Genomic DNA, 25251 nt, shown 5'->3' on the forward strand with positions numbered 1-25251 from the left:
ATGCGCGAGTATCTGCTGGTGATGCTTGTCGCCGCGAGCGGCAGCTATCTGTTCTCAGGTCTCGCACGCCGCCTCGCGGTCCGCTTCGGCGCCCTGGCACCGGTGCGCGCCCGTGATGTGCATACCGTGCCGATTCCCTATCTGGGGGGCGCAGCAATGCTGGTGGGTATCCTGTTCGCCTTCGTGCTGGCGGTGCACATGCCCTTCCTGGGCCGTCACGCGACGGTGCGCCACGATGCCCTGGGCATCTTCGCTGCGGCGGCGGTGATCTGCGTCGTCGGCATCGTCGACGACATCATCGACCTGCCATGGCTGGCCAAGATCGCGGGACAGGTGCTGGCAGCCGGGGTGGCCGTGCTCAATGGGGTGCGGATGTACTGGGTGAGCCTGCCCGATCAGATTTTCGCCCTCGACGTGCCCAGCTCGATGCTCCTCACCGTGCTGTACATCTTCGTGTGCGTCAACGCAATCAACCTCATCGACGGCCTCGACGGGCTGGCGGCCGGGGTGGTGGGCATCGGCGCCCTCGCCATGTTCTTGTACACCTATCTGCTCGCCTACCAGCAGCAGTTCGTGGTGGCCACCACGGCGAGCCTCGTCACGGCCAGCATTGCCGGCGTCTGCGCCGGTTTCCTGCCGCACAACTTCTCCCCGGCCAAGATGTTCATGGGCGATTCCGGGGCGATGCTGCTGGGCCTGCTGCTGGCCTGCAGCACGCTCTCGCTCACCGGCCAGGTGGACGCTTCGGCGCTGAGCCCCAGCGCCGGCGACATCCTGCCAACCTTGCTGCCCATCGTCTTGCCCATCGCCATCATGGCCCTGCCCTTGGTCGATATGACGATGGCCTATGTGCGCCGGACCTGGAACGGGAACTGGTGGTTCGTCGCCGACAAGCAGCATCTGCACCACCGCCTGCTGCGCCGAGGTTATTCGACGGTTACGGCGGTCCTCATCTTGTACATGTGGACCGCTCTGGTCGCCTTCGGCGTCATCCTGCTGGGCCTGGAGTGGAGCGGCCTGACCGTGCTCGTCGTCGTCGGCGCACTGGCCTTGGCGATCATGCTCACCGCACTGCCCGTGCGGGCCCGCGACAAGAACTGCGCCCAGCCGGCGGGTGGTACTCAGGTCAGGTGATCCATGTGGCGGGCGTGATAGTTTCGCAGTGATTGCCGGTGCGTTCGTCGTGATGGGGGGCCTGTCGTGTATGTCACTTCATCGCGGGCCTGGCCTGAGCTGGTCGTGCGCGGTGGGCTGTTCGGCGCCTTGATCTGTTCCGTGCCGGTAGCGGTCTGGGGCACGCTGGCAGCTGGGCGCGAGGCCTTCGCTGGATGGGCGCTGGCGATGCTCGTGGTCTGTGCCTACTTCGTCTGCGCTGTGGTGAGCGATGTGCTGGCCACCCAGTGGATGGACCGCACCGGCATGGTCGTGGCCCTCAGCGGTTTCTGCCTGCGTGCCGGTCTCGTGGCCGTGGTGCTGTGGCAGCTGGTGACGCACCAGATTCTGGCCGGGGAGGTTCGTACCCGGTGGTTCGGGTGGACTACTCTCGGTCTGGTGATCGGTTGGACGGCCGGAGTGGTGTTCGCCGCACGCAGCGCGCGCACCCTCGTCTTCGACGATCCGGCAGCTGAAAAGGAGTCCGCTCAATGAGTGAAACCGATGAGGGACGGGACTCTACGACCAGCAGCGATGCGGGGATGCAGAGTTTTTCCTACCTTTTTTCCGGAATCGTGCTCTACGGTGGTCTCGGCTGGCTCCTCGATCGTTTTCTGCACATAGGCTGGCTGCTGCCGGCTGGGCTGCTCGTTGGGATGGCAGCTGGCATCTATCTGGTTATCAAGAGATTTGGGAGCGGAGCATGAGCGGCACGCACGAGGTCGTGACGCAGGCCGACGAGTCAGCTGTCAAGCCGAAGCGCAGGGCAAGCCCGGTGCTCATCGTCCTCGGGATGCTGGTGGCATGGTTTGTCATCACCCGTCTCACCGTGCTCGTGAGCGGTACCACCACGCATTGGGATTCGCCGAGCGCAAATGATTTCATTTTTCCCGGCTGGTTCGGTACGAGTTGGTTCAACAAGCCGATGTTCTTGGCCCTGCTCGGTGCCTGTGGTGTGCTTGTCTTCTGGCTGCTGGCCTCCCGGAACCTGAAACTCGTTCCGGGGCGTGGGCAGTTCTTCGCCGAGTACATCTACAATTTTGTCCGAGGCATCGGCCGCGACATGATCGGGCCTGGTTACAACCGATTCATGCCCTATCTGCTCACCCTGTTCTCCTTCGTTCTGGTGAGCAATTGGTTCGGTGAGACCTTCCTCTTCATGTTTCCCACGTTCTCGCGCGTGAGTTACTCCTATGCTGCTGCGCTGCTGACCTTCGCGGTGTATGTCGGGAGTGGTCTCCGGCGCCATGGCCTTCGCTATTTCAAGGTCGCGTCCGTGCCGTCCGGGGTGCCCGTCTGGTTGTATCCGATCATCGTCCCGCTGGAATTCCTCTCGAGTTTCATCACCCGGCCGGTGACCCTCTCGGTCCGACTCTTTGCCAATATGTTCGCCGGCCACATGTCGATCATGGTCTTCGTCGGTGGTGGTGCTGCCCTGCTCACTTGGGCAGGGAATGTGTTCTACAACGTGACCGGTGTGGTGTCCATGCTCTTCGGCCTGCTCATGCTGCTCCTGGAGTTGTTCATCGGCTACCTGCAGGCCTACATCTTCACCATCCTCGCCGCTCAGTACATCGGTTCTTCGGTGGGCGAAGCGCACTGAATCCTCCCTCCACAATCATTTCTGAACTCATCCACCCGAAAGGAAACTCATGACTCCCTTGGAGATATCCGGTTCGCTCAATGTCATCGGCTACGGCCTGGCGGCGATCGGCCCGGGCATCGGGGTCGGCCTGATCTTCGCTGCCGGTATCGGGGGCATTGCCCGTCAGCCGGAAGCCCGCGGCATGATCATGCAGCCGGTGTACATCGGTTTCGCCATCGTCGAGGCCCTTGCCATTCTGGGTTTCGTGCTCGCCTTCGTGATCTAGTGAGATCCGGCCGATGACAGGAAATGAATTGGTCCCGCTGATCGATCTCGGTCCGCTGGCTCCTGAGCTGCCCGAGTTCCTCGCAGGGTTGGTGCTGCTAGGTCTCATGTGGGTGGTCATCGCGAAGGCCGTGGCCCCGCGCTTCGAGACCCTGTACGAGCATCGTGCCTCCGAGATCGAGGGCGGCATTCAGCACGCCGAGAAGATTCAGACCGAGGCCGACCAGGCTCGTGAGCTCTACGAGCAGAAGCTGGCCGAGGTGAACGAGTCGGTCGCTCGGGCGCGCGAAGAGGCGAAGGTGCGTGGCGAGCAGATCGTCCGCGAGGCCAAGGAGCACGCCGCACTGGAGCAGGCACGGATGATCGCACAGGCGCGCGCGCAGATCAGCGCCGAGCGGCAGCAGGCTGCCCATGAGCTCACCGCACAGGTGGGCGGCCTCGCCACGACGTTGGCTGGACGGATCGTTGGCGAGAGCCTCGACGACGATCAGCGGGCCCGCCGCACCGTTGATCGCTTCCTGGCCGATCTCGAGGCCCAACCGGTGCGCACAGCGCCGGATGGTGCGCAGTGATCGTCATGAACCACTTGCGCGGGAACAGGCTGGATGCGCTGGGCGACCGCGCGCCGGCACGATTGTCCGACGCGCTTGGGCTGTTCGCCTTCGCCGACATCCTCCGTCAGTTCGGGGCCCTGCGCCGAGCGCTGTGCGACCCGACCCTGCCGGCCGGCCAGCGCGGCCAGCTGATCGCCACGCTGGTGGGCAGCAGGCTCGACGCGAGCGTGCTGCACTTCCTGCAGGAGGCGGTTGCGCTGGACTGGCCCAGCGGACTCGAACTTGCCAGCGGACTGGACAGGCAGGCGGCGCGCATCGCGCTACGCAGCGCCGACCCAGGCGTGGTGCGCACCGAACTCAACGCAGTGCGCGAGGCCGTCGCCTCCGATGAAGCGCTGCGCAGCGCCTTCGGGCGTCCCGGGGACCCTGGTGACTCCCGGGGGCAGCTGGTCCGTGCCCTCATTGGGGGGCGCGCCGGCGAGGTGAGCGTCGCTCTCGCCACGAGGGCTGCCCGAGGGGGCAGCGCCATGCTCCACGAGCTGGACGGGTACCTGGAGCTGTCGAGCCAGGTGCAGGGGCACCGGCTGGCACGCGCCACCGTGGCACGGCGACTCCCGGCTGATCAGGCACAACGTCTCGCCGAGCAGTTGTCGCGGATCTTCGGGGCACCGGTCGACGTTGTGGAGCACGTCGACCCACAGGTGCTCGGCGGTGTCCGAGTCCAGGTCGGCGACGACGTCATCGATGGCACCGTGCGGACGGCAGTCGACCAGGCAGCACGCGCACTGGCATGAGACAGATGAGCAGGAAGACCCCTCGCGGGGTGACGAGCAGGAATGAGGAAGACAGGACGCCATGGCTGAACTGAGCATCAGTCCGGACGAGATCCGGGCAGCGCTGGACTCCTTCGTGAAGGGATTCACCCCCGCGCAGGCGAGCACCGAAGAGGTGGGCACCGTCATCTCGTCCGGTGACGGCATCGCCCACGTCGAGGGGCTGCCCAGCGCAATGGCCAATGAGCTGCTCACCTTCGAGAACGGCACGATGGGCATCGCCCTCAACCTCGATGCCCGCGAGATCGGCGTCGTCGTGCTCGGCGATTCCGACGGCATCGACGAGGGTTCGACGGTGCACGGCACCGGAGAGATCCTGTCCGTGCCCGTCGGTGACGGCTACCTGGGGCGGGTCGTCGACGCCATGGGCAACCCGATCGACGGCAAGGGCCCGATCGAGGGCATTGAGGGGCGCCGACCACTCGAGCTCCAGGCGGCAGGCGTGATGGACCGCCAGGAGGTCCGCGAGCCGCTGATGACCGGCTTGAAGGCGGTCGACTCGATGATCCCGGTAGGTCGTGGTCAGCGGGAGCTCATCATCGGGGACCGCAAGACAGGCAAGACCGCGATCGCCACCGACACGATCCTCAACCAGCTCGACAACTGGAAGTCCGGCGATCCGAAAAAGCAGGTGCGCTGCATCTATGTAGCAGTCGGGCAGAAGAACACCACCGTCGCCGAGGTGGTCGAGAAGCTGGAGAAGGCCGGCGCGATGGCGTACACCACCGTCGTCAATTCGCCCGCATCCGATCCCGCCGGGTTCAAGTACATCGCCCCCTATTCGGGCTCCGCCATCGGGCAGCACTGGATGTACAACGGCAAACATGTGCTCATCGTCTTCGATGACCTCACCAAGCAGGCCGAGGCCTATCGCGCCATGTCGCTGCTGCTGCGCCGCCCACCGGGCCGCGAGGCCTATCCCGGCGATGTCTTCTACCTGCACAGCCGGCTGCTGGAGCGCTGCGCGAAGCTCTCCGACGAGCTGGGCGGCGGTTCGATGACCGGCCTGCCGATCGTGGAGACCAAGGCCAACGACATCTCCGCCTATATCCCAACCAATGTGATCTCCATCACCGACGGCCAGATCTTCCTGCTCTCCGACCTGTTCAATGCCAATCAGCGCCCCGCGGTCGACGTCGGCCTGTCGGTGAGCCGGGTCGGCGGCGCGGCCCAGACGAAGGCGATGAAGAAGGTCTCCGGGACGCTGAAGATCGACCTGGCCCAGTACCGCGACATGCAGGCCTTCGCGATGTTCGCTTCCGATCTGGACGCCACGAGCCGCCGCCAGCTGGACCGGGGCGCACGCCTCACCGAGCTGCTGCGCCAGGACCAGGCCCATCCCTTCAGGATGGAGGACCAGGTGGTATCCATCTGGTCCGGCGTCAACGGGCGCCTCGACGATGTGCCGGTCGAGGACGTGCTGCGCTTCGAGAGTGGCTTCCTGGACTACCTGAGGGAGAACTCCGATGTCCTCACGACGATCGCCGACAGCGGTGAGCTCTCCGACGAGTCGGTCGAGGAGCTGAGCCGGCGTATCGACGATTTCAAGCAGGGCTTCCGCACCGGTGACGGCGGGCGGCTCACCGGCGGCCGCGAGGCCGCCCCGGTTGCCACCAAGGACATCAATCAGGCCAAGATCGTCGCCACCGAGAGGGCGTGAGCCATGCCGGCATCCCTTCGTGAGCTGAGGCAGCGCAAGACCTCGGTCTCCACGACGATGAAGATCACCAGGGCGATGGAGCTCATCGCGGCCTCGCGAGTGACCCGGGCTCAGCAGAAGGCCCGCGGGGCCGACGAGTACACCCGCGAACTGGTGCGCGCCGTCTCGGCGGTCGCCGCGTACTCGCGGGCCGAGCACCCGCTGGTCAGCGAAGTGGCGAACCCGTCGCGAGCGGCTGTCCTGGTGATCAACTCCGATCGTGGCCTGGCGGGCGGCTACCCCGCCGCCGTCATGAAGGTGGCCGAGGGACTGCTGGAGCACCTTGCGGAGGCCGGGCTCGGCACCGAGATCTACACCGTCGGACGCAAGGCCCAGGAGTACTTCACCTTTCGCCGTGTCCCCGTGGAGCACTCGTGGACCGGCTTCAGCGAGGAGCCGCACTACGAGAATGCTCGTGATATCGGCAACACCCTCATCGACAAGCTTTTCCAGCCCACCGCCGAGGGCGGCGTCGACGAGATCCATGTGGTGTACACGCGCTTCCAGTCGCTGGTGAGCCAGCGCCCCGAGCTCGTCCGGCTGTTGCCGCTGCAGGTCGTCAAGGCCACCGATCCCGGCACCGATCTGTCGAGCGGCGCGACGATGCTCGATGGGCCCGAGGAGGGGGACATCGTGCCGCCGTACACCTTCGAACCCGATCCGGAGACCGTACTCGGCGCGCTGCTTCCGCTGTATGTCATCGATCGAGTGAAATACATGCTGCGGGAGTCGGCGGCCTCCGAGCTGGCGGCGCGTCAGCAGGCCATGCATTCGGCCACCGACAACGCCAAGCAGCTCATCGACAGCTTGACCCGGCAGGCGAACCAGGCGCGCCAGGGTGAGATCACCCAGGAAATCAACGAAATCGTGGGCGGCGCCGGAGCGTTGTCCGAGTCCACACAGGAGATCTGAATGACCGTCACAGTCCCTGATTCGAAAGCCGCCACCACCGGCGGCGCGGGCCATGTGGTCCGCGTGATCGGCTCGGTGGTGGATGTCGAATTCCCCGCCGGGCGACTGCCCGAGATCAACAACGCCCTGCACATCACCGTCGACTTGGGGGAGGGCGCGAGGACGACGACCCTCGAGGTCGCTCTGCAGGTCGGCGACAACACGGTGCGCTGCATCTCCCTCAAGCCCACCGACGGGATCCGCCGCGGCACCGAGGTGATCGATACCGGCGCGCCGATCTCGGTGCCCGTCGGCCCCGTGACGAAGGGTCACGTGTGGAACGCCACCGGCGACCTGCTCAATGCCGACCCGGCGAGCGTGACGATCGATCAGCGCTGGCCGATCCACCGTGACCCCCCGGCCTTCGATGCTCTGGAGCCCGAGTCCCAGATGCTGGAAACCGGCATCAAGGTGCTCGACCTTTTGACCCCCTATGTACAGGGCGGCAAGATCGGCCTGTTCGGTGGCGCCGGGGTGGGCAAGACGGTGCTCATCCAGGAGATGATCTACCGCATTGCCCACAACTTCGGTGGCACCTCGGTGTTCGCCGGTGTCGGCGAGCGCACCCGTGAGGGCAACGACCTCATCCACGAGATGGACGAGGCCGGCGTGCTCAAGGACACCGCGCTGGTGTTCGGCCAGATGGATGAGCCGCCGGGAACCCGGCTGCGCGTGGCGCTGAGCGCCCTGACCATGGCCGAGTACTTCCGCGATGTCGAGAACCAGGACGTCTTGTTGTTCATCGACAACATCTTCCGGTTCACCCAGGCTGGCTCCGAGGTCTCGACGCTGCTGGGACGGATGCCCTCCGCGGTGGGCTACCAGCCCAATCTGGCCGACGAGATGGGGCAGCTGCAAGAGAGGATCACCTCGACCCGAGGGCACTCGATCACCTCGATGCAGGCCATCTACGTGCCCGCCGACGATTACACCGATCCGGCCCCGGCGACCACCTTCGCGCATCTGGACGCCACGACCGAGCTCAGCCGCGACATCGCCTCGCGCGGCCTGTACCCAGCCGTCGACCCGCTCACCTCCACGAGCCGAATCCTCGCCCCCGAGTACGTCGGTAAGGAGCACTACGAGGTGGCCACCGAGGTCAAGCAGATCCTGCAGCGCAACAAGGAACTCCAGGACATCATCGCCATCCTCGGTATCGATGAGCTGAGCGAGGAGGACAAGATCATCGTCTCGCGCGCCCGCCGCATCCAACAGTTCCTGTCGCAGAACACCTATATGGCCACGAAGTTCACCGGGGTCGAGGGTTCCACGGTCCCGGTGGCCCAGACCGTGGAGAGCTTCAAGATGATCTGCGAGGGCCAGTGCGACGAGATCCCCGAGCAGGCCTTCTTCAACGTCGGTGACATGGACGATGTGCGCAAGAAGTGGGCCCAGCTCAAGGAGCAGGGCTGATGGCCGATCCTCTCCAGGTAGAGGTGGTCGCTGCCGACGGCAAGGTCTGGGAGGGCCAGGCGCTCAGCGTCATCGCGCGAACCAGCGAGGGCGACATCGGGATCTTGGCCAACCACGAGGCGCTCATGGCCGCCTTGGTGCCGTGTGCGGTGGAAGTGACCACACTGGACGGCACCGACGAGATCTTCGCCGTGTCCGACGGGTTCATCTCGGTGTTCCGCAATCGCGTGTCGCTGCTCAGCTCCTTCGGGGAGCGGGCGGCCGAGATCTCGGTCGACGCAGCGCGCAGCACCATCGCGCACCTGCACGAGCGGATCGATTCGGGCGATGCGACGCACGAGGAGGAACGCCAGTACAACCATGCGGTGGGCCAGCTGAGGGCCGCAGAGAAGTTCGCTGCCAAGGCGAAAGGCGACCAGGCCAGCGAGTTCACCCCGCAGCCGGCTCACCTTCGCCCGGGCAATTGATCGACGCAGCTGGTCAAGGGCCAGTTGGCTGGGCACGATAGGTTGTGTCCATGGGTCTGTTGCCGACGGCAGAACTCGTCGTCCTCGCGGTCGTGGTCGGCCTGCTCGCAGCGCTCACCCTGGTATTCGTGAGGCGGCGCTATCTGTCGCGCACCGGCGGGGTGTTCGACTGCGAGCTGCGCTCGCTGGACGCGGGCTCGAGCGGACGCTGGATCGATGGCCTGGCGCACTACGATGCGAATTCCCTGGAGTGGTATCGGATCCTCTCGATGAGCTTCCGGCCACGCGTGGTGCTCAGACGCCGGATGACCCGGCTGCTGGATCACCGGGCAGCCACTCCCGAGGAGGTTCCCGCCCTGCTGGCCGGGCACCGGGTGGTGCGGCTGGAGGTCCGCAGCTCCAGCGGCGAGGAACGGATCTGGGAGCTCGCCATGGCGCGCGAGTCATTGGTGGGGTTGATGAGCTGGCTGGAGGCTGCGCCTCCCGGAGGAGCGAGTTACAAGGAATATGAGTGAGCCAGTGAGGGAAAACAGCGCGCTGCGCGGGGAGTTCAAGGTCAGGGGAGGCAAGCTCGTCGTCGTCGACCTGGACATCAGGGACGGGCATTTCGCCAACACCCACCTGTCGGGTGACTTCTTCCTGGAACCGGACACCGCGCTGGAGCAGATCAATGCCGGGGTGAACGGCATGCCGGCGTCCTCGACGGTGGCGCAGCTGAGCGCCTCGATCTCTGCCCGGCTCGACGAGTCGGTGCGGATGGTCGGCTTCGACCCCTCCTCGGTGGCGATTGCCGTGCGCCGCGCGGCCGGGCAGGCCACCCGTTGGGAAGATCTCACCTTCGAGGTCATCGGTCCGAAGGTCCTTGATCCGACCCTGCACGTGGCCTTGGACCAGGTGATTCCCGAGGAGGTCTCCACGGGGGCCCGCCGCCCGGTGATGCGCCTGTGGGACTGGGACCGTCCTCTGGTGGTGATCGGCTCCTTCCAGTCCGTGCGCAATGAGGTCGACCTCGACAACGCGCAGCGTTACGGCATCAAGGTGGTGCGCCGGGTCACCGGCGGCGGTGCGATGTTCATGGAGCCCGGCAACTGCATCACCTATTCGCTGGTGGTGCCGGGCTCCCTCGTCGAAGGGCTCAGCTACGAACAGTCCTATGCCTATCTCGACGACTGGGTGCTCGGGGCTCTCGCGGAGGTGGGAGTTCATGCCAGCTACAAGCCGCTCAACGACATCGCCAGTGACAAGGGCAAGATCGGCGGTGCCGCCCAGCGGCGGCTCGTGGACGGAACGGTTCTCCACCACGTGACGATGAGCTATGACATCGATGCCGACAAGATGATGGAGGTGCTGCGGATCGGCCGGGAGAAACTGTCGGACAAGGGCACGCGCAGCGCGAACAAGCGCGTCGACCCGATGCGTTCGCAGACCGGACTGGCGCGCGCCGAGATCTTCGAGCGCTTCCTGGACTACTTCCGGGCCCGCTACCGCTGTGTGGACTCCGACTACACCGAGTACGAGATGCAGCGGGCGCACGAACTGCTCGACGCGAAGTTCAACAATCCGGAGTGGACCTATCGGGTGCCCTGACCACCGGCCTGCCTCCCGCATCAGCGGGGACGCGGCGCAGACCCTTGTTCGAGCACGCCACGCTCACGACTGCGCCTGCTTGGCCTCCTGGTATTGCGCGAAGCGGCGCTCACCACCAGGGATCCACAGCACCTCGGGGCGCCCGGCGACGACATTGGCGTGTCGGGCAAGGTTGAAGAAGAGGTCGGACAGCCGGTTGAGGTACTTGATGGCCAGCAGGTGTACCCCCCCGGCCGGAGCCGAGTCCTCCTCCTGGCCCCCGTACACCTCGACGGCCTCCCATGCGGCCCGTTCCGCGCGCCGGCAGGTGGAGCGGCAGACATGCAGCTGGGCTGCCAGCGGGCTGCCTCCAGGCAGGATGAACGAATGCAGATTCGGCAGCTCCTCGCCGTACTCGTCGCACCAGCGCTCGAGCCGGTCGATCGAGGGCTGCTCGACCCGCAGCGGATCGAACTTCGGATGCTCCTCGACCGGCGCCGACAGGTCTGCGCCCACATCGAACAGCTCGTTCTGGATGATCGTGAGGACCTCCCGCAGGTGCTCGTCCGGATCCAGGGTCAGGGCCACACCGACGGCACAGTTCGTCTCGTCGCACTGCCCGTAGGCATGCACACGAGGGTCGGTCTTGTGCGTCAGGTCATTGTTGGACAGTCGGGTAGCCCCGGCATCGCCGGTTCGGGTGTAGATGCGGGTGAGGTTTACCATAGCGCCCAGCTTAGGGGTTGGCCGTAACCCCCGAAAGAGTTGACATGGCCGCCCGCAGGGGCCCGTCGGGGCCCCCGGTGGGGCTTGCGCGTCCTCACGAGAGGTCATGGAGCAGGGGAGAGGATTGGGTGTGAACACTCACAGCAGACCATGGGACCGCGCTCACGCGGGCGGCCGGCACAGGGCATGGGCAGTACTGCTCGTGGTGACGTCCGTGCTCGTGGCGGGGTGCGCGCAGACTTCCTCGCCGGCGAGCGATTCCGTTGCCCCCGGATCCATCACCACTTGTCAGTACACCCCCACCGGACGTCCCGCCAAGGCCGTCGACCCGCCCTCGGGGACAAGCGTCGCAACGAGCGGAAACGTGGTGCTCACCTTCTCGCTGCCGCCGGGGCCGGTCGTCATGACGCTCAACCGGGCGGATGCACCCTGTGCCGTGCACAGCCTGGAGACGCTGGCCTCGCAAGGCTTCTTCACCGGCACGAGTTGTCACCGGCTCACCACGCAGGGCATCTTCGTGCTGCAGTGCGGCGATCCCTCGGGCACTGGCAGGGGTGGACCGGGATATGGCTTCGCCAGCGAGCTGGGTGCCGCAAAGGCGCTGTGCTCCGGAGAAAAGGACGACTCCTGCGTCTATCCACGCGGGACAGTGGCGATGGCAGACCCCGAGACGACCGGCTCGCAGTTCTTCATCGTCTATCAGGACAGCCTCATGGCCCCCACGTACCCGGTGGTCGGCACCATCGACACCAAGGGCCTGTCGGTGGTGCGGGGGATAGCGGCACGCGGTATTGCACCCGATGCCTCACCGAGTCCGGCGGCTCCGGCCAGTATTGCCCAGGTGGTGGCCGGCTGAGGTAGGTCAGCACCGCCGATCACGCCTGCGAGCGCATCAGGGTCATCACTGCGATGATCATGAGGGACGCACTGAGGCCCAGCAGATAAATCCCCGAGGCCAGCGCACCGGTGAGATTTCCTGAGTCGAGGCTGTGCACCAGATTCAGCGCCTGCCAGAAAGGGAACATCTTCACAATGAGGCAGACCAGCTTCGGATAGACGGAGACGGGGTAGAACACGCCCGAAAACATGGTCATGACCACACCGCAGAAGCGTGCGACGTCGAGCTGATCCCTGCTCCTGACAAGAATGGGGATGCTCACCCCCACAGTGGCGAACACGATGCCAATGAGCGGTACTGCCAGTGCCATGGCGACAAGATTCGAGTGGATTCCGAAAACCCTGCTCGCCACCAGGAAGCCAAGTGCGTACAGCACACCGCGAAGGGTGAGATGGACTGTCTCGCCCAGCACCACGGAACTTGCTGACAGCGGCGTCAGGAGAATGGCCTCATAGAACTGATTCAGGTGCGCCTTTCGATAGCTGCCGTCGATCCAATCAGTGAAACATGCATTGAAGACGGCCATCACCACCAGACCGGGTGTCAAGAACTCGGCGTAGGAGCGGTATCCCCACGCGGCACTTGCGCTGGCGAGGTGACGTGACAGGCCGAACCTCAGACTCAGCTGGTAGAGCACGGCCAGGAGGGCGCCCGAGGGAATGAGCCACAGACTCTGGGACCGCGACAGGACCAGTTCGTGCCTGAAGACCAGTGTCCAGTCCATGCCACGGAGCAGGCGTTGCCGTGTGGACATGTCAGCGCGCCAGTCTCCAGCGGAAACCAAGGCAACCACCAATCGAACCCACGCTCGTCACAATGAGCAGGAGGACGACATGCAGTGCCAATCCGGGTGCAGGGCTTCCTAGCAGCGCCCGGTTCACCAGGAGTGCATGCCACACTGGCGAGAACCAGGCGAACCACTGCACCGATGTGGGCAACAGACTTATGGGGGCGAATGCTCCGCCGAGAAGAAAAATCGCGGCGAATCCGCGGTAAATGGCGCTGTAGTGTCTCTCCGCGTGGGGGAAACGGGCGGTCAACGCTTGAAGGGGAGTGTAGAGCGCGAGTCCGGCGAGCACGGTCATCGGCAGCTGAGTTGCGGCGCCGATTGGACTCCACAGCCCGAAGGCGGCACCCAGTCCAGCAAAAAAACATGCCTGGGCGAGGATTCGGACGCCAACGGCAAGTGTCTCACCGAGCGAGATCTGCCACGGGGAGAGAGGGGCATGTGACGCTGCGATGAAGTGCTGGTTCCCCTCGAATCCCAAGGTCACGGGCCACAGTGCGAATCCACCAGCAAGTGTCACCACGGTTCCCACCATGGCTCCGGTGCTGACATATACGGGATATTGCAAACCATCGATCGGAGTGGGAATTTGGCGACCCAAGCCAAATCCCAATGAGAGGATGTAGACGAGCGGGGCTCCTAGGTTCAGCACCAGTGAAGTGATCCAATGTGCCATGAATTCGTCACAACGAACCCTCGTGTATTGCCAGCACTCTTTGAGCCGGTCAGCAGTTCCGCCGAAATATGGGGGTGGCGCGCTCAATCTCTTAGCTCCTTGCCCGTCAATTGAAGATACACATCTTCGAGATTTGCGGTGCGTGTCTTGCAATCCGGCGTCCCGGCACCGGGGATGCCTGCTCTGCAGAGCTCGGAGACGGTCAGCTCGGCTGAGCCGGTGAAGATCTCAACCGTGCGTTCCTCGGCAGTGTACGAATAGCCGTGAACATCGGCAAACAGCTTGATCAGGCGATCTGAAGTTGCGTCCACGGGGATGGTGACCACTTCTTTGAGACAGTGGGTGCGGATGAGTTCTTGTGGGCTGCCGTCGGCGATCAGACGGCCGTCGTCAATGATGAGTATGCGATCGCAGAGTTGTTCGGCTTCCTCCATGTAATGGGTGGCGAACAGCGAAGTCAGCCCGGCCTGGTGGAGATCCCGGAGCTGGTCCCACAACAGGTGACGTGATTGGGGGTCAAGGCCCGTGGTGGGCTCATCAAGGAGCAGGACACGCGGGTGGTTGACGAGGGCGCGTGCGATGCTGAGGCGCCTTCGCATGCCGCCGGAAAGCTCCGGAATCTGCACTTCGCTCTTGTCTTCGAGGTGGGCAAAACGCAGCAATTCGGAAACCCGGTGAGCGAGCTCGGGGCCTCGCAGACCGAAGTATCGTCCGAATATCTCGAGGTTCTGTCTCACCCGGAGTTCTTGGTCAAGAGTATCTCTTTGCGGAACGATTCCCAGCTGTCGTCGGATTATTCGCCCCTTGCGTACTGGGTCGAGCCCGAGCACGCGAATGCTCCCACCACTTGGCCGGCTGTTTCCAGTGATTCTTCGCATCAGTGTCGATTTTCCGGCGCCATTGGGGCCGAGCAGACCGACCGTTTCGAACTCGTTAATGGCGAAGGAAAGCCCCGACAAGGCCCATTGCTTTCGATATCGCTTGAGGAGCGCGCGGGATTCAATCACAGGACTTGAAATTGGCCGCCTCCGGCGCGATGTCTTGAAGTAGATCGCTGATCTCGAGGAGATCCACAGCTCGCTTGCACACTGATTCAGTCAACACGGCGGATCGGCAGATCCTTGTCTTAGGAACGCTCGATGCTCAGCTCGCACGGGCGTCTTCATGGTAGGTTCAGATATTTCAACAAAATGCACTGTGTGACACGGGTTGGTATTTGACTTCTCGGGCAGCACAATACTCCAATTGAGCGAGCGTGACAACTATTCCGGTGATTGGTCGGCCGTGACCCGAATTGCGAGTCAAAGAGTTCAGAGCGTGGCCGAAGCACTGCCCGGTCCGCAGCCTCGCCGTGCCCTCAGACGGTGACGAAGGCCGTCAACAGCTCCGCGAAGGCCTGCGGCCGCGCGGCATGCACCCAATGACCCGCGGATGCCACTGTCACCTGGTGCACCTCGGGGAACAAGGCCGCCATGGCCGGCCGGTACTCGGGGCGGACGTAGTCGGAGTTCTGTCCGGCGATCCACAGCACCGGACCATCCCAGGAGGCCTCCGCCATCTCCGGGAAACCGCTCAGCACGGCCGTGCTGCGGCGCAACAGATCGAGATTGCAGGCCCAGTACCAGCGTCCCTCCCCGCCGTGACCAGCGGTTTCGTGGTGCAGATTCTGCAGGACGAAACCCCGCACGGCCCGGTCGGGGATTTCCGGCGCCAAGGCCTCGTCAGCCTCGCGTCGCGAGTGCAGCGCGGTGAGATCGAGGCCGGCCATGGCATCCATGAGGGAGTTGAAGTAGCCGGCGTTCGGATAGCTCACCGGTGCGATGTCGACCACACACAGTTTTGAGACGAGCTCGGGATGGTCGAGGGTCAGGCACATCGCGATCTTGCCACCCATCGAGTGGCCGACGAGCACCACCGGATCGTCGAGGGCACCCCGGTTCGACAGCTCGTCGGCGATGAAGTCGGCCATCATGGGATAGTCGATCTCCTCGGTCCACGCTGAGCGCCCATGATTGGGAGCATCGATGAGCAGGCAGTGCGCCAGGCCATCCAGCGATCTCGCGGCACCCGCGAGGTTCTTGCCCTGTCCCAGCAGGCCATGGAGGAAGATGACGGTGCGCGGCCCCTGCCCGAGGTCCGTGACGTGCAAGGCCGGTGCCGGTTCGCTCATGGCCGCATGGCCCAGCACTGGGAGTGGAAGTGGCGCCGGAACTCCACCGCCGAGCTTGAGCCGATCGGGGGCACCGCGGGCCACACCACTACATGGGCCTGACCAGGCACGATGGCCCGCTGGCATTCCGGGCAGGTGTACCTCTTCACCGACTGCCCTGCACGGATCTGGCGGACCAGCCAGCTGCCGTCGTATTTGTGCACGCTGACCTGGAAACCCGCCTGGCTCAGGGGCCTGGCGGCTCGCAGATGCTTGCTGGGTCGGTGATGCGCCATGAAGGCAAGGTTAGTGCGGCACGCTGCTAACCTGACGGGCGTGCGTGTGGTGATTGCTCGGTGCGAGGTGGACTACGCAGGAAGACTCACGGCCCATCTGCCGATGGCGCCACGGCTCATCATGGTCAAGAAGGACGGCGCGGTGTCCGTGCATGCCGACGACCGGGCCTACAAGCCGCTCAATTGGATGAGCCCGCCGTGCACCCTGAGCGTGACGGCCCCTGCCCCCAGCCAGCCCGGTGAGGATCCCGCTGGCGCACCGCTCGAGGAGCTGTGGCTCGTCAAGGGCCGTGATGGCGAGACTCTGAAGATCGCCATCGCCGAGATCCTCGACGACCACGAGTACGACCTGGGTGTCGACCCAGGTCTGGAGAAAGACGGTGTGGAGGCCCATCTGCAGGCCCTCCTCGCCGAGAATCCCGGTGTCTTCGGTACCGGATACCGCCTGGTGACCCGCGAGTACCGCACTCCCATCGGGCCGGTCGATCTGCTCTTGCGCGATGGCGACGGCGGCTACGTGGCGGTGGAGGTGAAGCGGCGCGGTGAGATCGACGGGGTCGAGCAGCTCACCCGCTATGTCGAGCTCATGAACCGGGATCCGCAGCTCAGCCCGGTCAGCGGGGTCTTCGCAGCCCAGCTCATCAAGCCCCAGGCCGCAGTACTGGCGCGGGACCGCGGCCTGTCATGCCTGACCGTGGACTACGACGCCCTGCGGGGCATGGACAATGCCGAGGACCGGCTGTTCTGAACCGGGGCGAGCCGGCAGCTGGCTCACTGGCTGAGCGGGCGGGTCTGCTCCGGGGCGTCGTTGCGGGGCTGGCGGGTGGACAGCAGCGTGGTCTCCTCGTCGGGGGAGACCTGTGGATCGTCCGCCGAACCCGACGAGGACGACAACCACTGCTGGTCGTCCTCGGCACCCACCGCCGGAATCTGATGGGTCTGCTCGCTGGATTCGGTATCGGACCTACCCGCCGGCGGCAGCGCACCTCCTGACGCCGGGGCGGCGGAGAATTCGGCGCCCAGCGGATTGATCGGCTCGCGGTCGGGATAGTCACTGGCCGATTGTTCGGCCAGTGCCCTGATGTTCGCGAGCTGGGCGAGCACCGCGTCCTTGCGCAGCAGCAGCGCATTCGTCTCGCGCTCCAACTGTTCCTTGCGCCAGGCGTATTGCTCCTCGAGACGGTCTTTCATCATGGCGGTCTGGCGGTGGGCGGCCGCCAACTGCGCCTCGGCCTCGTGCGCGGCGACAGCCTTCACCTTCTCAGCCGCCTCGAGCGACTCCGCGGTCACCTTGCTCACCTCATCGGCATGCGCGGCGACAGCCTGCGTGGATTCTTCGCTGGCCTTGGTGGCCTCGGCATAGAGGGCCTGGGATTCCTGGCGCATCTTCTCGGCCTGGGCATTGGCGTCGGCGATGGTGGCTTGTGCCTGCTCGTTGGCCCGGCGGGTCGTCTCGGCGGCCCTGGCCTGCGCCTCGTTGACGATGGTCTGGGCCTGGGCGGTGGCGTTCTGGGTGGTGTCGTGGGCCTGGGCGCGGGCGGCTGACAGGGTGTCCTTCGCCTGGGCGTCCGCCTTGTTTTTCAGGTCGTGGGCGTCGGCGGTCGCCTGGGCCAGTTCCTGCTTGACCTGCGCCCGGGCAGTGGCCAGGGCATTCTCGGCCTCGGCGCGCGCCTGCGTCGTGATCTGTTCGGCCTCGGCGCGCGCCTGGGAACGAAGCTGATCCGCCTCGGTTTTGGCGGCGGCGAGGGTTGCCTGCGCGTCGTTGCGCGCCTCCAGCGCGGTCTGGGCGGCCTGCTTGTGGGCATCGAGTCGGATCGCCTCCGCCTCGCCGGTGGCCTTGCGGGTGATCAGCTCGGCGTTGTGGGTGGCCTCGTTGAGGGTGGCCTGGGCGTGACGCTTGGCGGTGTCGACCAGCGCCGCAGCCTGTGTCTTCGCCGCCTCGACGACGGCCGTCCCCTCGCGCTGGAGTTCCTCGCGTGCGGTACGAAGATTGGTCAGCCCCGATATCCGGATGTCATCGGCCTCGGTCTGGGCATTGGCCCGCAGATCGGCGGCGGCCCGCCGGCCCTCCTCCTTGATCCGCTCGGCCTCCACGCCGGCCTTCGTCACGAGATCATCGGCCTGCGCCTCGGCTGCCCGCAGCAGGCCGGTGGCATGGGCACCCAGCCGGGTGAAGTTCGTCGTGCCCTGCTGTTGGCGCAGCGCCTCCAGGTCGCGCAATCGATCGCGGTTGAGCTGCCTGGCCGCAGCGAGGCGCTGTTCGAGGTCACGAACGTAGTTGTCGACCGTTCCACGGTCGTAGCCCATCATCGCGTGCGGAAAACTCCCCGCAGCGCTGGCCCTGTCGTCGAACAGGTTGAGCCCGGTTTCCTCACCGAGCTCATCGCTGTCCGGACGGTCGTCGAAATCGCTCATCAATGACTCCTCGCACAGATCACCACTGAGGCTACCAAGCCCCGCCGAGGCGACGGGTGCGGACGCGCCAGGGTGTCGAGGAGACGATGAAGGGCCAGTGGCTCACTCGGTGAGCGCCGGGCCCTGGTCAGCGGTCCCTTCTCGCTCAGCTGAGCCGAGCTCTGCTTCATCGCGCAGCCTGGGCTCGGTGCGATTGCGGGGTTTCACCCCGCCGAACCGGGCGTAGAAGGCACGGATCGCGTCCATGTCCGCCGCGATGTCGCCGGTGAGGACCATCGTTGGCCCGATCTCGACCTCCCTGCGGGCGTGATCGATGCCGACGAGAGTGACCGGCAGATTGGCCTGACGTGCGATCCGGTAGAAGCCGGATTTCCAGTGCTGTCCGGCGGAACGGGTGCCCTCGGGGGCGATGACCAGCTGGAAGTCACGACCCTTGCCTGCCAACTCCACGAGTTCTTCGACGAGGCCGGCCGGGTTCTCCCGGTCGACGCCGATCCCGCCCAGCCAGCCGATCAGCGGACCCGCTGCACCGCGCGTCCACGACTTCTTGATGAGCACCCTGAGGCGGGTGCGCTCCTGCCAGGCGACGCCCAGGAAGGCGATGAAATCCCAGTTGCTGGTATGTGGGGCACCGAGGATGATGCCGGGCTGGCGGGGCAGGTGGCGACCGACCAGGCGGTAGGGGGACAGCGCCCAGCCCACGCGAGCGATGAGGTGCAGTACAACAGGCATCCGGTTCACGAGGAGGACTCCGAGGGTGCGCGCAACTCCGGCAGTGGATCCGGGCTCGGGCGCTCGCCTGCGCAGCACCGGACCCACCGGCCGGGACCTGCGGTGGTCGTGGGGGAGATCAGTTCTTCGGGTACTGGGTCAGTTCGATGAGCACACCCTGGCCCGACTTGGGGTGCATGAAGTTGATGCGGTTGCCGCCGGTACCGAGCTTGGGCTCCTCGTAGAGCAGCTTCATACCGCGCTCGCGCAGCGTGGCACTCACCGCGTCGATGTCGTCGACACGCCACGCCATGTGGTGCAACCCTGCGCGGCCATTGTTCTTCGCCAGCCACTTCGCGACAGTGGATTCGTCATTGAGGGGGGACATCACCTGAACCTGAGTCATGTCCGGGGACAGCGTGGCGGCCGGAGCCATCATGATCTCGCAGACACCCTGCTCGGGATTCTCCTCGCGATGGATCTCGTGCCAGCCGAAGTTCTCCTGGTAGTACTTCGAGGCCGCATCGGCATCGGGGCACGCATAGGCGACGTGATCGATACAGAGGAACAGATCTTCGTTATCCATGGCGTCATCATTCCACACGGCTTCGGGCGCCCGGCGGGTGCCTCGATCGCGGTCCCACCGGGCGCGCCATGAGCTCTCAGTACAGCGCCTCAGTACAGCGCTGCACCGAGGGCCCGGCGAGCCGAGAGCAGCGTCGGGTCGGCTGGGTCGAGGGTCTCGAACAGCTCCAGGACACGCTGACGCAGCTTTTCGCGCTCGTCGCCTGCCGTGGTCCGGATGAGGCGGATGAGCCGCTCGAGGCCCTGCTGTGCCTGGCCCACCACGAGTTGCGCGTCCGCGGCGGCCAGTGCCTTGTCCACATCCTCGGGGTGGGCATCGGATGCCGCGACGAGGGCCGTCACGTCGGCGTCGGCGCTGCGCACGAGCAGCGCAGCGGTCGCCCGGCCCGCCACCGCTTCGGTGTCCTTGGGATTGGCCTTGACCAGCTTCTCGAACTCGTCGCGAGCCGTCGCGTAGTCGCCCCTGTGCATGGCATCGTCGGCAGCGGCGAAGCGCGGGTCGGGACCTGAATCGGCGTGCTTGCGGGGAGCCACCCGGCCGGCCACGCCATTGGCGACGGCGGAGGCAAGCACCTGGTCGATGACGCCGGAGATCTGCTGCTCGTCGGCAGTGCCCTGGAACAGCGGCATCGCCTGACCGGCCAGCAGCGCCATCACTGTGGGAATGGCGCTCACCCGCAGGGCCTGGGCGATCCGGGGCTGGGCATCCACGTCGACGGTGGCGAGCAGCCAGCGCCCATTGGCGCGGTCCGACAGCGAGCTGAGAGTGGCCTTGACCCGCTGGCAGCCGGGGTCGGTGGGTGACAGCAGCGCGAGGATGACCGGATAGTTCAGCGACTGCTGGATGACGTCGTTGAGCTCCTGCTCGCTGACCTCGACGCTGTAGTCGCCCGGAGAGGCAGGGCCGGCGGGTGCGGCGCCGGCGCTGGCCGAGGCGAACTGCGAGAGGTCGATCGCGCCGGGGCGGCTGAAATCTGCAGTGGATGGTGTCCCTGCGCGCGGCGCGGGGGCAGCGGCACGCCGAGCCTGCGCAGGACGGGATGTGTGCGGTTGACTCATGTGGCCATTCTTCCACTGACCCGCACTGGCGCCAGGTGGGCAATGGCCCCTGTCAGCTCCAACAAAGGCCCGGTGAGGGGGACAAGCCCGGGGCCGTGCGCGATGATGGGTGCATGGCAGATCCACGCGCCGGTCAACCGGCTCTCCCCTCCGATCTCATCGATCTCGATGCCGTGATCGGCGCCTATTACGACAAGCGTCCCGATCCCGCGAACCCCGACCAGCAGGTCATCTTCGGCACCTCCGGGCACCGTGGTGCCAGTCTCGATACGGCATTCAACGAGGCCCATATCGCCGCGATCACCGCAGCCATCGTCGAGTACCGCGCGTCCCAGGGCACCACCGGGCCGCTGTTCCTCGCGAAGGACACCCACGGATTGTCCCTGCCGGCCTGGAAGACTGCCATTGAGGTGCTCGTTGCTGCGGACGTTCACGTCTTCGCGGAGTACGAGGACGAATACACCCCGACACCGGCGCTCTCGCGCGCGGTGATCGTGTACAACCGGGGACGCGACAGCGAACTCGCCGATGGCATCGTCGTGACGCCCTCGCACAATCCGCCGCGCGACGGCGGATTCAAGTACAACCCGCCGAACGGCGGTCCGGCGGACACCGACGCCACCGGGTGGATCGCGGCGCGGGCCAATGAGCTGCTCGGCGATCTGGGGGCCATCAAGCGGGTGCCCTATGAACAGGCCAGGTCGAAGGTGGAGCACACCGACTATCGCAGCGCGTACTGCGAGGATCTTCGCAATGTCGTGGACATCGACGCTATCAAGGCCTCTGGTCTGCGGATCGGCGCCGATCCCTTGGGCGGGGCCTCCGAGCAGTACTGGGAGTACATCGGCGAGCACCTGCTGCCCAATCTCACCGTGGTGAACACCGTCATCGACCCCACCTGGTATTTCATGACGCTGGACACCGACGGCAAGATCCGGATGGACTGCTCCTCGCCGGACGCGATGGCCTCGCTCGTGGCGAACAAGGACAAGTACGACATCGCCACCGGCAATGACGCGGATTCCGACCGGCATGGCATCGTCACTCCCGACGCCGGGCTCATGAACCCCAATCACTATCTGGCGGTGGCCATTCACTATCTGTTCGGGAACCGCCCCGGCTGGGCGTCGACCACTGCCATCGGCAAGACGCTGGTGTCCAGCTCGATGATCGACAATGTGGCCCGCAAGCTCGGGCGTGAGCTGGTCGAGACCCCGGTGGGATTCAAGTGGTTCGTGCCCGGCCTCATCAGCGGCGAGCTGGGCTTCGGCGGAGAGGAATCCGCAGGGGCGTCGTTCCTGGAGCTGGGCGGGCGCACCTGGACGACCGACAAGGACGGGCTCATCCTCGATCTGCTGGCCGGCGAGATCACCGCGAAGACCGGACGGACACCCAGCCAGCACTACGCCGACCTGGAGGCCGAGTTCGGCACCTACTACTACGCCCGCATCGACTCGGAGGCGAGCCGGGAGCAGAAGGCCCGGCTCAAGGCGCTCTCTCCCACCGATGTCCAGGCGACCCAGCTGGCTGGCGACCCGATCACCCACATCTACACCGAGGCGCCCGGGAACAAGGCAGCGATCGGTGGGGTCAAGGTGACCACCGAGGCCGGCTGGTTCGCGGCACGCCCGTCGGGCACCGAGGACAAGTACAAGATCTATGCCGAGAGCTATCGCAGCGCCGACCATCTCGCGCATCTGCAAGACGGCGCCCGCGAGGTCGTGTCGGCCGCATTGCAGGGCTGAGCCACCGGCGACGAAGCCAGGCCCGGCCGCCCAGTGGGCGACCGGGCCAGACCGATGTGCTGATGCTCAGCCGGCCACCGCCTGGCGCAGCACATCGAGCGGCAGGCTCCCCAGGTCGAGCACCCGCGCATGCAAGGCTTTGAGATCGAAGCCCTCGCCGTCTTGTTGGCGTACCGCCTCGCGCAGGTCCAGCCAGGCCTGCTGCCCGAGCCGATAGGAGGCCGCCTGGCCCGGCCAGCCGAAGTAGCGGTTCACCTCGAAACGCGCGAAGCCCTCGTCCATGCTCACATGGGCGTTGAAATAGCGCCACGCCTTGTCGAAGGTCCACTGACCGCCCCCGGCCTGTGCCGGTGCCTCGAGGCCGCAGTGCAGCCCGATGTCCAGCACGACGCGCACGCAGCGCAAGGCCTGGGAGTCGAGCATGCCGAGCAGGTCACCCGGGTCGTCCAGGAAGCCGAGTTCGGCCATCAGCTGCTCGGCGTAGAGTGCCCAGCCCTCGCCGTGGCCTGACACCCAGCAGCCGTTTCGGCGCCAGTTGTTGAGCAGGTCCTTGCGGTAGATCGCCTGGGCGCACTGCAGATGGTGGCCGGGAACGCCCTCGTGGTGAACTGTGGTGAGCTCACGCCAGGTCGAGAAGTCCGTGGTGCCCTCCGGCACGGACCACCACATCCGCCCCGGACGCGAGAAGTCATCGCTGGGCGGGGTGTAGTAGATGCCCCCGTCGCTGGTGGGCGCGATGCAGCACTCGATGGTGCGCACCGGTTCGGGAATGTCGAAATGGGTGTGGTCGAGGGCGGCGATGGCGCCGTCGGCGGTGCGCTGCATCCACGTTCGGAGGGCATCGATGCCGTGGATTCGATAGCGCTCGTCGGCGTCCAGTGCCGCCAGCGCCTCGGGCACCCCCGCACCGGGGCGGATCCGATCCGCCAGCTCCTGCTCGCGCGCAGTGATCTCGGCGACCTGCTCGAGTCCCCAGCGGTAGGTGGCTTCGAGGTCGATGGTGGTTCCCAGGAACTCCCGGGAGGCCAGCCGGTACCGTTCGGGCCCCACCGCATCCTCGGGCGTGGCGACGGCGGACAACTGTGTGCGCAGCCGCTCGGCGGCTGCCCGGTAGGCGGCTGCCGCGATGTCGGCGGCTTCGTCGAGGTGCTCGGCCACCTCGCGTGGCAGGACCTGGCCGTCGCGCAGCCGGGCCTGCGCCACGAGCTGCTCGAAATAGCCAGCTGGTGCCACCCAGCGATCCACCTGGTCACTGAGCTGGGCGATCTGGCGGGACGCCGGGCGCAGACCGGCGTCGACTGCCGCGAGCTGGGAGGTGAACCAGCCCTGCAGGGCGAGCGGCACGGCCCTCAGCCGCGCTGCGATCGTCTCCCACTGCGCGGGCGTGTCGGTAGGCATCGCATCGAAGCCCTCCCGGACGCTATGCAGTCCCGAGGCGATGTTGTTGACCGATGCCTTGTCTTCGGCTGTTGCATGCTGCTCGGTCATCAGACCCAGCCGATCACGCATCGCTGCGATGGTCACGGCATCCACCGCGTCGCAGGGGGTGGCCCGGTCCAGCGCGTTCAAGGTCGACCGCGCGAGCGCATCGTGGGCATCCAGGCCGGCGGGGGAGAGGTCGTCCAGCTCGTCTTGGCGTTCGTCGATGCCCAGTGCGGTCATGGCCAGCGGGCTGAGCGCCAACTCGCGGTCGAAGTACTCGTCGGCGAGCCGGTCGACGTCGGTGCGCGGGCGCTGCAAAGACGCGGAAGCTGTGCTGTGGGTCGTCACCCTCGCGAGGCTAGCGCGTCTGAGCCCGTCACGATGTCCGTGAATGCACACTCGGGGGGCATCTGTACCGGGCCGGACTCAGTCCTGGCCGAAATTCCCGCCGTTCTCGGTGTAGCGCAGCGGCAATCCCGCGAGCAGGGCAGCCAGCCGGCGGGCTGACAGGGCCGTGACGTGGCGGGGGATCTCGTCCGCGCCGAGCCAGTGGTAGGCGGCGATCTCGGTGCGGGGTCGCTTGAAGTTCGCCGCCTGCGAGGAGTCGAGCCGCCCGCCATCGAAGATGAACTCCACGGCATCGCTCCAGCCCAGATAGGGCGGCATCCAATCGATCACGAGCGGCTGGTCGAGGTCGATGTGCATCCCCAGTTCCTCCTCCAGCTCACGCTCGGCACCGCGCCGCGGAGTCTCGCCGGCTTCGACGATGCCACCGGGCAGCTCCCAGTCCTTCTTGTAGGTGGTCTCGACGAACAGCACCCTGCCCGCCTCATCGCGGATGAGCACGTGCCCGATGAGGCGGTGAGTGGCCATCACCGAGTCCATGACCGAGGTGAACCCCATCGGTCCATACACCTGGTCGCTCACCAGACGGGCGTACAGCAGCGCATCGGTGAAACCGCCCTCGCCGTCCGCCACCACGCTGCGGCGCCGGCCCTCGAGCCGGAAACCTGCCCGCTGCAGTGCCCAGCGGCCTCGCTCGTCGGACGCCGGGACGCAGGCCTCGATACGTCGCAGGCCTTGTCCTATGAGCGCGTCATCCGCGGCCAGACTGACCGCATGCTCGAGAGTGGCCCGATCGGCCTGAGCATTCCATTCGAGGGTTCCGATGTCGCCGCGAACCACCACTCGCACCGTGAAATCACTCACTCGCACGCTCCCAGGCTGTGGGGGCCGATCACTCCGGTGGCCCCGTAGAACAGCCCCCTGATGTGCCG

The 25251-nt window shown here is 65.9% G+C and carries 27 protein-coding genes and 1 pseudogene; 16 read left to right on the forward strand and 12 right to left on the reverse strand.

Annotated elements, in window-relative coordinates; genetic code table 11:
* The 13 genes from BMX93_RS03760 (at position 1) to lplAB (ending at position 10526) form a co-directional block, all read left to right on the forward strand.
* A complete protein-coding gene (locus BMX93_RS03760; RefSeq protein WP_091968192.1) occupies positions 1-1134 on the forward strand; it encodes an MraY family glycosyltransferase in 1134 nt (377 codons plus the stop codon).
* A 66-nt stretch (positions 1135-1200) separates the two neighbouring features.
* Complete coding sequence (locus BMX93_RS03765; RefSeq protein WP_091968196.1) at positions 1201-1647, forward strand: hypothetical protein; 447 nt, start codon at positions 1201-1203, stop codon at positions 1645-1647.
* Positions 1644-1859 carry an AtpZ/AtpI family protein gene (locus BMX93_RS03770; protein ID WP_245725718.1) on the forward strand — a complete coding sequence of 72 codons (216 nt, stop codon included), beginning with the start codon at positions 1644-1646 and terminating at the stop codon, positions 1857-1859. Before BMX93_RS03765 ends, BMX93_RS03770 begins: the two co-directional genes overlap by 4 nt.
* Positions 1860-1987: 128 nt before the next feature.
* Positions 1988-2755, forward strand: a complete 768-nt coding sequence (atpB, locus tag BMX93_RS03775) for a F0F1 ATP synthase subunit A (RefSeq protein WP_425438750.1) — start codon at positions 1988-1990, stop codon at positions 2753-2755.
* Between the two features lie 49 nt (positions 2756-2804).
* Positions 2805-3023, forward strand: a complete 219-nt coding sequence (locus BMX93_RS03780; RefSeq protein ID WP_177170054.1) for an ATP synthase subunit c family protein — start codon at positions 2805-2807, stop codon at positions 3021-3023.
* A gap of 13 nt (positions 3024-3036) precedes the next feature.
* Positions 3037-3594: a F0F1 ATP synthase subunit B gene (locus tag BMX93_RS03785; protein WP_091968199.1), complete on the forward strand. Its 558-nt coding sequence runs from the start codon at positions 3037-3039 to the stop codon at positions 3592-3594.
* Between the two features lie 5 nt (positions 3595-3599).
* Entirely contained in the window at positions 3600-4370 is a 771-nt protein-coding gene (locus BMX93_RS03790; RefSeq protein WP_143052803.1) for a F0F1 ATP synthase subunit delta, read from the forward strand.
* 61 nt (positions 4371-4431) lie between these two features.
* Entirely contained in the window at positions 4432-6069 is a 1638-nt protein-coding gene (gene atpA, locus BMX93_RS03795; RefSeq protein ID WP_091968203.1) for a F0F1 ATP synthase subunit alpha, read from the forward strand.
* Positions 6070-6072: 3 nt separating this feature from the next.
* Positions 6073-7020, forward strand: a complete 948-nt coding sequence (locus tag BMX93_RS03800) for a F0F1 ATP synthase subunit gamma (RefSeq protein ID WP_091968206.1) — start codon at positions 6073-6075, stop codon at positions 7018-7020.
* Positions 7021-8472, forward strand: a complete 1452-nt coding sequence (gene atpD, locus BMX93_RS03805) for a F0F1 ATP synthase subunit beta (RefSeq protein ID WP_091968208.1) — start codon at positions 7021-7023, stop codon at positions 8470-8472. It begins immediately after the preceding gene.
* Positions 8472-8939, forward strand: coding sequence for a F0F1 ATP synthase subunit epsilon (locus tag BMX93_RS03810; protein ID WP_091968210.1), 468 nt, complete (start codon positions 8472-8474; stop codon positions 8937-8939). Before atpD ends, BMX93_RS03810 begins: the two co-directional genes overlap by 1 nt.
* A gap of 50 nt (positions 8940-8989) precedes the next feature.
* Positions 8990-9454: a DUF2550 domain-containing protein gene (locus tag BMX93_RS03815; RefSeq protein WP_091968337.1), complete on the forward strand. Its 465-nt coding sequence runs from the start codon at positions 8990-8992 to the stop codon at positions 9452-9454.
* Positions 9447-10526, forward strand: a complete 1080-nt coding sequence (gene lplAB / locus BMX93_RS03820) for a lipoate-protein ligase LplAB (protein ID WP_245725720.1) — start codon at positions 9447-9449, stop codon at positions 10524-10526. Before BMX93_RS03815 ends, lplAB begins: the two co-directional genes overlap by 8 nt.
* Positions 10527-10589: 63 nt before the next feature.
* Here the strand turns inward: lplAB and BMX93_RS03825 are convergent, their stop codons facing one another.
* Entirely contained in the window at positions 10590-11231 is a 642-nt protein-coding gene (locus BMX93_RS03825) for a cob(I)yrinic acid a,c-diamide adenosyltransferase (RefSeq protein ID WP_091968213.1), read from the reverse strand.
* Between the two features lie 130 nt (positions 11232-11361).
* Between BMX93_RS03825 and BMX93_RS03830 the strand changes: the two genes are divergently transcribed.
* Entirely contained in the window at positions 11362-12087 is a 726-nt protein-coding gene (locus tag BMX93_RS03830; protein ID WP_177170055.1) for a peptidylprolyl isomerase, read from the forward strand.
* Between the two features lie 19 nt (positions 12088-12106).
* Here the strand turns inward: BMX93_RS03830 and BMX93_RS03835 are convergent, their stop codons facing one another.
* From BMX93_RS03835 to BMX93_RS03855, 5 genes are all read right to left on the reverse strand, one after another.
* Complete coding sequence (locus BMX93_RS03835) at positions 12107-12883, reverse strand: ABC transporter permease (protein WP_091968219.1); 777 nt, start codon at positions 12881-12883, stop codon at positions 12107-12109.
* Between the two features lies 1 nt (position 12884).
* On the reverse strand, positions 12885-13679 hold the full coding sequence (locus BMX93_RS03840; RefSeq protein ID WP_143052804.1) for an ABC transporter permease: 795 nt from the start codon (positions 13677-13679) through the stop codon (positions 12885-12887).
* On the reverse strand, positions 13676-14599 hold the full coding sequence (locus tag BMX93_RS03845) for an ABC transporter ATP-binding protein (protein WP_218139206.1): 924 nt from the start codon (positions 14597-14599) through the stop codon (positions 13676-13678). The genes BMX93_RS03840 and BMX93_RS03845 overlap by 4 nt, the downstream gene beginning before the upstream one ends.
* A 350-nt stretch (positions 14600-14949) precedes the next feature.
* Entirely contained in the window at positions 14950-15762 is an 813-nt protein-coding gene (locus BMX93_RS03850) for an alpha/beta fold hydrolase (protein WP_091968340.1), read from the reverse strand.
* Positions 15759-16037: a hypothetical protein gene (locus BMX93_RS03855; protein WP_091968228.1), complete on the reverse strand. Its 279-nt coding sequence runs from the start codon at positions 16035-16037 to the stop codon at positions 15759-15761. The genes BMX93_RS03850 and BMX93_RS03855 overlap by 4 nt, the downstream gene beginning before the upstream one ends.
* Here BMX93_RS03855 and nucS point away from each other — a divergent pair.
* Complete coding sequence (gene nucS, locus BMX93_RS03860; protein ID WP_218139207.1) at positions 16036-16785, forward strand: endonuclease NucS; 750 nt, start codon at positions 16036-16038, stop codon at positions 16783-16785. The two genes, BMX93_RS03855 and nucS, sit on opposite strands and share 2 nt — an antisense overlap.
* Before the next feature lie 1240 nt (positions 16786-18025).
* On the opposite strand, the pseudogene BMX93_RS13515 reads toward nucS, so the two are convergent.
* The 4 genes and pseudogenes from BMX93_RS13515 to BMX93_RS03880 form a co-directional block, all read right to left on the reverse strand.
* Positions 18026-18452, reverse strand: a pseudogene (locus BMX93_RS13515) (DivIVA domain-containing protein); the annotation flags it as partial.
* A 102-nt stretch (positions 18453-18554) separates the two neighbouring features.
* Entirely contained in the window at positions 18555-19184 is a 630-nt protein-coding gene (locus BMX93_RS03870) for a 1-acyl-sn-glycerol-3-phosphate acyltransferase (RefSeq protein WP_091968344.1), read from the reverse strand.
* Positions 19185-19302: 118 nt separating this feature from the next.
* Positions 19303-19749 carry a methylmalonyl-CoA epimerase gene (gene mce, locus BMX93_RS03875; RefSeq protein ID WP_091968234.1) on the reverse strand — a complete coding sequence of 149 codons (447 nt, stop codon included), beginning with the start codon at positions 19747-19749 and terminating at the stop codon, positions 19303-19305.
* Positions 19750-19838: 89 nt separating this feature from the next.
* Complete coding sequence (locus BMX93_RS03880; protein WP_091968237.1) at positions 19839-20807, reverse strand: tetratricopeptide repeat protein; 969 nt, start codon at positions 20805-20807, stop codon at positions 19839-19841.
* A gap of 113 nt (positions 20808-20920) precedes the next feature.
* Between BMX93_RS03880 and pgm the strand changes: the two genes are divergently transcribed.
* Positions 20921-22552 (forward strand): phosphoglucomutase (alpha-D-glucose-1,6-bisphosphate-dependent), encoded by a 1632-nt coding sequence (pgm, locus tag BMX93_RS03885; RefSeq protein WP_091968240.1) that lies wholly within the window; start codon positions 20921-20923, stop codon positions 22550-22552.
* Positions 22553-22618: 66 nt separating this feature from the next.
* On the opposite strand, the gene BMX93_RS03890 is transcribed toward pgm, so the two are convergent.
* Both BMX93_RS03890 and BMX93_RS03895 read right to left on the reverse strand, forming a co-directional pair.
* On the reverse strand, positions 22619-24322 hold the full coding sequence (locus BMX93_RS03890) for a DUF885 domain-containing protein (protein ID WP_245725721.1): 1704 nt from the start codon (positions 24320-24322) through the stop codon (positions 22619-22621).
* 78 nt (positions 24323-24400) lie between these two features.
* On the reverse strand, positions 24401-25183 hold the full coding sequence (locus BMX93_RS03895) for an NUDIX hydrolase (protein WP_091968243.1): 783 nt from the start codon (positions 25181-25183) through the stop codon (positions 24401-24403).
* Positions 25184-25251 lie beyond the last annotated feature (68 nt).

The sequence above is a fragment of the Propionibacterium cyclohexanicum genome (assembly GCF_900111365.1).
GTDB classification, from domain to species: domain Bacteria; phylum Actinomycetota; class Actinomycetes; order Propionibacteriales; family Propionibacteriaceae; genus Propionibacterium; species Propionibacterium cyclohexanicum.

Excerpts from the sequence above, each read along its gene's own strand:
- BMX93_RS03855 (WP_091968228.1), bottom strand. The coding sequence starts at position 16,037 with ATGGCGCATCACCGACCCAGCAAGCATCTGCGAGCCGCCAGGCCCCTG.
- BMX93_RS03785 (WP_091968199.1), top strand. The coding sequence starts at position 3,037 with ATGACAGGAAATGAATTGGTCCCGCTGATCGATCTCGGTCCGCTGGCT.
- BMX93_RS03825 (WP_091968213.1), bottom strand. The coding sequence starts at position 11,231 with ATGGTAAACCTCACCCGCATCTACACCCGAACCGGCGATGCCGGGGCT.
- BMX93_RS03850 (WP_091968340.1), bottom strand. The coding sequence starts at position 15,762 with ATGAGCGAACCGGCACCGGCCTTGCACGTCACGGACCTCGGGCAGGGG.
- BMX93_RS03780 (WP_177170054.1), top strand. The coding sequence starts at position 2,805 with ATGACTCCCTTGGAGATATCCGGTTCGCTCAATGTCATCGGCTACGGC.
- lplAB (WP_245725720.1), top strand. The coding sequence starts at position 9,447 with ATGAGTGAGCCAGTGAGGGAAAACAGCGCGCTGCGCGGGGAGTTCAAG.
- BMX93_RS03790 (WP_143052803.1), top strand. The coding sequence starts at position 3,600 with ATGAACCACTTGCGCGGGAACAGGCTGGATGCGCTGGGCGACCGCGCG.
- BMX93_RS03800 (WP_091968206.1), top strand. The coding sequence starts at position 6,073 with ATGCCGGCATCCCTTCGTGAGCTGAGGCAGCGCAAGACCTCGGTCTCC.
- BMX93_RS03870 (WP_091968344.1), bottom strand. The coding sequence starts at position 19,184 with ATGCCTGTTGTACTGCACCTCATCGCTCGCGTGGGCTGGGCGCTGTCC.
- atpA (WP_091968203.1), top strand. The coding sequence starts at position 4,432 with ATGGCTGAACTGAGCATCAGTCCGGACGAGATCCGGGCAGCGCTGGAC.
- atpD (WP_091968208.1), top strand. The coding sequence starts at position 7,021 with ATGACCGTCACAGTCCCTGATTCGAAAGCCGCCACCACCGGCGGCGCG.
- mce (WP_091968234.1), bottom strand. The coding sequence starts at position 19,749 with ATGGATAACGAAGATCTGTTCCTCTGTATCGATCACGTCGCCTATGCG.
- BMX93_RS03760 (WP_091968192.1), top strand. The coding sequence starts at position 1 with ATGCGCGAGTATCTGCTGGTGATGCTTGTCGCCGCGAGCGGCAGCTAT.
- nucS (WP_218139207.1), top strand. The coding sequence starts at position 16,036 with ATGAAGGCAAGGTTAGTGCGGCACGCTGCTAACCTGACGGGCGTGCGT.
- BMX93_RS03770 (WP_245725718.1), top strand. The coding sequence starts at position 1,644 with ATGAGTGAAACCGATGAGGGACGGGACTCTACGACCAGCAGCGATGCG.
- BMX93_RS03835 (WP_091968219.1), bottom strand. The coding sequence starts at position 12,883 with ATGTCCACACGGCAACGCCTGCTCCGTGGCATGGACTGGACACTGGTC.
- pgm (WP_091968240.1), top strand. The coding sequence starts at position 20,921 with ATGGCAGATCCACGCGCCGGTCAACCGGCTCTCCCCTCCGATCTCATC.
- BMX93_RS03810 (WP_091968210.1), top strand. The coding sequence starts at position 8,472 with ATGGCCGATCCTCTCCAGGTAGAGGTGGTCGCTGCCGACGGCAAGGTC.
- BMX93_RS03880 (WP_091968237.1), bottom strand. The coding sequence starts at position 20,807 with ATGAGTCAACCGCACACATCCCGTCCTGCGCAGGCTCGGCGTGCCGCT.
- BMX93_RS03815 (WP_091968337.1), top strand. The coding sequence starts at position 8,990 with ATGGGTCTGTTGCCGACGGCAGAACTCGTCGTCCTCGCGGTCGTGGTC.